This window comes from Bradyrhizobium sp. SHOUNA76 (assembly GCF_023006445.1).
GTDB lineage: Bacteria > Pseudomonadota > Alphaproteobacteria > Rhizobiales > Xanthobacteraceae > Bradyrhizobium.
In genome coordinates this window covers 1-6,067 of the sequence record NZ_JALBHA010000408.1, presented here as the reverse complement: position 1 = coordinate 6,067, position 6,067 = coordinate 1, and the positions used below count along the sequence as shown (strand labels likewise).

Genomic DNA, 6,067 nt, shown 5'->3' with positions numbered 1-6,067 from the left:
TGTCGGCGTGGTCCGCGAGGGCGACGGGCTCACCGAGGCCGTGAGCTACTTCGCCGCGCTCGAACGCGAGGCAACGAGCATCACGCTCCGCAACATGGCGACGTCGGCCCTGCTCGTCGCAGCCTCGGCCTGGAGCCGGCGCGAAAGCCGCGGCGCGCATTTCCGCTCCGACCATCCGGCCGAAATCCCTGCGCTGGCGCAGAGAACGATGACCACGCTCGCCGCGGCGCGCGAGATCGCAGAAGGCCTGAGCCCATTGCCGCGCACGGCCCGCCCCATGATCGCCTGATGGAGTCCCCCATGATCAATCCGACCTCATTGCTCAACCCCGACGCCTTCCTTTCCCCGCTCGTCATCGACGAAGCCGTGCAGCGGGCGCTCGACGAGGACCTCGGCCGCGCCGGCGACATCACTTCGTTCGCGACGATTCCGGAAGCGACCAAGGCGCAAGCCGTGCTGGTCGCGCGCCAGTCCGGCGTGAGCGCCGGCTTGCCGCCGGCGCTGGCGACATTGCGAAAGCTCTCGCCAGACATCGAGGTGCGCGCGCAGGTGCGTGACGCCGCACTCGTTGCCCGCGGACAGCAGCTGCTGACGATCACGGGCCCCGCGCGCGCCATTCTCACCGCGGAGCGAACCGCGCTGAACTTCGTCGGCCGCCTGTCGGGCGTTGCCACGCTCACGGCGGATTATGTTGCGCGCACCGAAGGCACGAGAATGCGCATCTGCTGCACGCGCAAGACCACGCCGGGGCTAAGGGCGCTGGAGAAATACGCGGTGCGGTGCGGCGGCGGCTTCAATCACCGCTTCGGCCTCGACGACGCGATCCTGATCAAGGACAACCACATCGCGGTCGCCGGCGGCGTCAGTGCGGTGCTGGAGCGCGCCCGCGCCCATGCCGGCCATCTCGTCAAGATCGAGATCGAGGTCGACACGTTGGCGCAACTGCGCGAGGTGCTCGACACCGGGCTGGCCGACGCCGTGCTGCTCGACAACATGGACCTTGCGACATTGCGGGAAGCGGTCCGGATCAACGAGGGGCGCCTCAAGCTGGAGGCGTCCGGCGGCGTCACGCTGGACTCGATCGCCGCGATCGCGGCGACCGGCGTCGACTACGCCTCGGCCGGCGCCCTGACCCATTCGGCGCCGAACTTCGACTGCGCGTTGGATATCGAGGCGTGAGGCCACTGCTCTTCGCCCAGGGCGGCCGCACCTCTCCCGCTTGCGGGGGAGGTCGGCGCAAAGCGCCGGGTGGGGGCTCTCTCCACACGGGGGTTCTCGCCTGCGGAAACACCCCCTCCCCAACCCTCCCCCGCAAGCGGGAGAGGGAGCGCACCTTCACTGCGGCGACGATTGATTGCCTCAGCGCCGCTCAGTATTGCCCATTTCCGCGGAGCTCTTGGCTTCCTGCGCGAGCTCGGCGGAGAGCGCCGCGGTCTGCGCGGGCGTGCCCCAGCTCGGCACCTCGCTGCCGTCGCCCCAGGCGCGCGGGCGGTAGAAGGTGTGCACGCCGGTCTTGTACATCTTCTTCATCTCGGCGACCCAGGACGGACGCACCCAATAGGCGTGATAATGCGTGGATTTACCGACCTCGGGCAGCCAGATCTGGCCGTCGAGCGTGGCCTTCGCGATCTTCTTGGCGCGCTCCCACATCTCGGGCTCGCGGATCACGTCGGCATTGTTGTCGCAGGCAAACGTGAACTGGCAGGCGAGATGACGGTGCTTGTTCTGATAGACCGCTCCGCACACCGTATCCGGATATTTGCCGGAGAAGACGCGGTTCATCACGACTTGCGCGACCGCCATCTGGCCGCGGACGGCCTCGCCGCGGGACTCGAAATAGACCGCTTCCGCGAGGCACTTCTCGGACTTCGCGCGCGACTTGTCGTCGAGCGCGAGCCGTTCCGCCGGTGATCTGGTGCGCTGGTTGTCGGCGTTGACCTCGCCCTTCGGCGCGACGCTCTCGCCGCTCTCGATGTCCTTGGCAATGTCCACTGTGGGCGGCGACAGCGAGGCTGTCACCTTCATGTCGGGGTCGGGCATCACGATCAGCGGCTCGGCGCCGGGCTGCCAGCTCTCGATGCTCTCGAGATTGCCGCCGAGCGAGGAGCTGCCGAAGAACAGGTTCGAGGTCTTCACGCGGAACGGATCGCGCGCCGGTGCAGCCGGAACAGTCGCTTGCTTCAGCGCTTCGAGCGGCTGGACCGCGAACGCGCGCGCAGTGTCGCTGGCCTGCGGTGGATTGGCATATTGCGGCAGCGGCGGCGCCCGCAGTGCTTCCTGGAGCTCGGGGTCGAGCGCAGCCGCGGACTCCGGCGACATCGCCTGTGGCAACGCGGCGGTCTTGGTGCCGAACACCGAGCTGTTCGACGTCGCGGGATCTTCCTGCGCCGGCGCCGCGGCTGGCGCGGCCGTCTCGGGAGCCTCGGTCGGTGTAACGGTTGCGAGGCGATCACCCTTCATGGAGCGATCGACCTTAGGAAAATCGGCGGCCTGGTAGCGCGGCGGCGCCTGTAGCGCCGGGTTGCGGTTGATCGCGCCGGTGACGTCGCGACCATCGATGCTCGCGAGGCGAACCATCGCGCTCTGCGGAACGGAGGTGCCAATGGGGCGCGAAAAACTGTAGGTGGCGAGCTGGATGGAGGACGCTGCGGAAAAGACCTGCTTCTGCCAACGCTCGGCGACGCCGGGTTGCCGCGCCAGCAAAGAGGCAATGTCCTGATAGCCGGTCTCTCTCGGCATCAATGCGAAGATGCAGAGACCGATTCCGAAGGACGCGAACCGCGCGCCCTTCGGATGGTTACGCAACACTGACATCGTTACGCTCACGCTACGCTTACGCCAGAAAAATCGAGCCGCAGTACATCCGTGCAATTCGATCTTTATCGTAAGTATCTAATTTAGGTTGCCGGGGCGTTAATCGGCGTTGCGCGTCCAGCACACTCAAGCGAACACGGGTGTTTTCACGGAGTCGTCGCGCACGGTGGTAAACGCGTCCTCACGCGAAGCGGTAAACAACCGGTCAACGCGAATGGTGAAGGAACCGTTGACAGCGCGTATCATTACGGGACGCGTGGTTCCCTTTGTTTGTGCGGAGCGCTTCCACGCCGTCATTGCGAGGAGCTCTTGCGACGAAGCAATCCAGACTGCCCCCGCGGGAAGATTCTGGATTGCTTCGCTGCGCTCGCAATGACGAGCGGAGAGAGCGTCGCGCATAACAAAAGAGGCGGAGCTTTCGCCCCGCCTCTTTCATTCCAGCATTTTAGTTCTGTCTTACGCCTGGCTTGCGATCGCCTTGCCGAGCGCGGCTTGCGCTGCGGCGAGTCGGGCGATCGGCACGCGGTAGGGCGAACACGACACGTAGTCGAGGCCGATATCGTGGCAGAAGGCGACGGAGGCGGGATCGCCGCCGTGCTCGCCGCAGATGCCGACCTTGAGATTCGGGCGGGTCTTGCGGCCGCGCGCGACGCCGATCTTGACGAGCTCGCCGACGCCCTCCTGGTCGAGCGCCACAAAGGGATCGACCGAGAGGATGCCCTTCGTCACGTAGGGACCGAGGAAGCTCGCCGCGTCGTCGCGGCTGATGCCATAGGTCGTCTGCGTGAGGTCGTTGGTGCCGAACGAGAAGAACTCGGCCGACTGCGCGATCTCGGCCGCGAGCAGGCAGGCGCGCGGCAGCTCGATCATGGTGCCGACCTGATAGGCCAGCTTGGTGTTGGTGTCGCGCATCACCGCCTGTGCGGTGGAATCGATCCGCGCCTTGACGAGGTCGAGCTCCATCTTGGTGGCGATCAACGGCACCATCACCTCGAGGCCGACGGCCTTGCCGGTACGCTTCTCGGCCTCGACCGCGGCCTCGAAGATCGCGCGCGCCTGCATCTCGGCGATCTCCGGGTACGCAATCGCGATACGGCAGCCGCGGAAGCCGAGCATCGGATTGAATTCCGAGAGCTCACGCGCGCGGTCGGCGAGGCGCCGCGGGTCGGTGTTCATGGCGCGCGCCACTTCCTCGACCTCGGCATGGGTGTGCGGCAGGAATTCGTGCAGCGGCGGATCGAGCAAGCGGATCGTGACGGGCAGGCCCTTCATGATCTCGAACAGCTCGACGAAGTCGGCGCGCTGCATCGGCAGCAGTTTTGCGAGCGCGGCGCGGCGCGACTGCTCGTCCTCGGAGAGGATCATCTCGCGCACGGTGCGGATGCGGGTCTCCTCGAAGAACATGTGTTCGGTGCGGCACAGGCCGATGCCTTCGGCGCCGAACTTGATCGCGGTGCGCGCGTCATCAGGCGTGTCGCCGTTGACGCGGACGCCGATCTTGCGGACCTGGTCGGCCCAGGCCATCAGCGTGCCGAACTCGCCGGACAGCTCCGGCTCGATCATCGGCATGCGGCCGGCCAGCACCTGGCCGAGCGAGCCGTCGATGGTGATGACGTCGCCGGTCTTGAAGGTGCGCGAGCCGATGCTCATGGTGCCGCGGCCGTAATCGACGCGGATGGTGCCGCAGCCGGAGACGCAGGGCTTGCCCATGCCGCGCGCGACCACCGCCGCGTGCGAAGTCATGCCGCCGCGCGTGGTCAAAATGCCTTCGGCGGCGTGCATGCCGTGAATGTCTTCCGGGCTGGTCTCGATGCGGACCAGGATGACCTTGCGCCCATCGGCCTGAAGCTTGGCCGCTTCATCCGAGGAGAACACGATCTCGCCGGAGGCCGCGCCCGGGGATGCCGGCAAGCCGGTCGCGATCACGTCGCGCTTGGCGTTGGGATCGATGGTCGGATGCAGCAGTTGGTCGAGCGAAGCCGGATCGATGCGGGTGACCGCTTCCTTCTTGGTGATCAGGCCTTCATTGGCGAGCTCGACCGCGATGCGCAGCGCGGCTTTCGCAGTACGCTTGCCGCCGCGGGTCTGGAGCATCCACAGCTTGCCCTGCTCGACCGTGAACTCCATGTCCTGCATGTCGCGGTAGTGCTTCTCGAGCAGCGTGTAGATCCGCGTCAGCTCCTTGAAGGCCTCCGGCATCGCCGCTTCCATCGACGCCTTGTCTGAGCCCGACTCTTTCCGCGCTTCCTCGGTGATGTCCTGCGGCGTGCGGATGCCCGCCACCACGTCCTCGCCTTGCGCGTTGATCAGGAACTCGCCGTACAGCTTGCTCTCGCCGGTCGAGGGGTTGCGGGTGAAGGCAACGCCGGTCGCCGAGGTCTCGCCCATGTTGCCGAACACCATGGCCTGCACGTTGACCGCGGTGCCCCAGGACGCCGGAATATCGTGCAGCTTGCGGTAGGTCACCGCGCGCGCGTTCATCCAGGATGAGAACACGGCACCGATCGCGCCCCAAAGCTGGTCGTGCGGATCCTGCGGGAAGTCCTTGCCGGTCTCGCGCGCGACCGCGTCCTTGTACTTGCCGACCAGATCGACCCAGTCGTCGGCGGTAAGGTCGGTGTCGAGCGTGTAGCCCTGACCGTCCTTGAAGGTGTCGAGGATTTCCTCGAAGTGATGATGCTCGAAGCCGAGCACCACGTCCGAATACATGGTGATGAAGCGACGATAGCTGTCATAGGCGAAGCGGCGGTCGCCCGACAATTCCGACAGCGCTTCCACGGTCTGGTCGTTGAGGCCGAGGTTCAGCACCGTGTCCATCATGCCCGGCATCGAGGCGCGCGCGCCGGAGCGCACCGAGACGAGCAGTGGGTTCCTGGTGTCGCCGAACACCTTGCCGGTCAACTTGCCGACATGGTCGAGTGCCTTCTCAACCTGTGCCTGCAACTCCTTCGGATAGGATTTGTCGTGGGCGTAGAAGTAGGTGCAGACCGAGGTCGGGATGGTGAAGCCGGGAGGCACGGGAAGGCCGAGATTGGCCATCTCGGCGAGGTTCGCGCCCTTGCCGCCGAGAAGGTCGCGCATTTCCGTCCGGCCCTCGGCCTTGCCGTCACCGAATGTGTACACCCATTTGCCGGCCTTGATGGCTGCTGGCGCCGCCTTGGCGGGCGCAGCCTTCTTCGGCGCGGGCTTCGCAGCGACCTTCGGCAGAGCCGCCTTGGTCACGGCCTTTGCCGCCGGCTTTGCAGCGGGCTTG

The 6,067-nt window shown here is 66.3% G+C and carries 3 protein-coding genes and 1 pseudogene; 2 read left to right on the top strand and 2 right to left on the bottom strand.

The window, feature by feature from the left end; translation table 11 throughout:
• Both MOV74_RS29100 and nadC read left to right on the top strand, forming a co-directional pair.
• Positions 1 to 289 (top strand): annotated as a pseudogene (locus MOV74_RS29100) (L-aspartate oxidase); the annotation flags it as partial.
• A gap of 11 nt (positions 290 to 300) precedes the next feature.
• Positions 301 to 1,179, top strand: a complete 879-nt coding sequence (gene nadC / locus MOV74_RS29095) for a carboxylating nicotinate-nucleotide diphosphorylase (protein WP_246930091.1) — start codon at positions 301 to 303, stop codon at positions 1,177 to 1,179.
• A gap of 180 nt (positions 1,180 to 1,359) precedes the next feature.
• Here nadC and MOV74_RS29090 read toward each other — a convergent pair whose 3' ends face one another.
• Both MOV74_RS29090 and ppdK read right to left on the bottom strand, forming a co-directional pair.
• A complete protein-coding gene (locus tag MOV74_RS29090; protein ID WP_246930090.1) occupies positions 1,360 to 2,814 on the bottom strand; it encodes a cell wall hydrolase in 1,455 nt (484 codons plus the stop codon).
• Positions 2,815 to 3,270: 456 nt separating this feature from the next.
• A partial coding sequence (gene ppdK / locus MOV74_RS29085) for a pyruvate, phosphate dikinase (RefSeq protein WP_246930089.1) occupies positions 3,271 to 6,067 on the bottom strand: 2,797 nt, incomplete at its 5' end.

What these genes read in the sequence shown, in the direction of transcription:
- nadC (WP_246930091.1), top strand. Translation starts at nt 301, where the DNA reads ATGATCAATCCGACCTCATTGCTCAACCCCGACGCCTTCCTTTCCCCG.
- MOV74_RS29090 (WP_246930090.1), bottom strand. Translation starts at nt 2,814, where the DNA reads ATGTCAGTGTTGCGTAACCATCCGAAGGGCGCGCGGTTCGCGTCCTTC.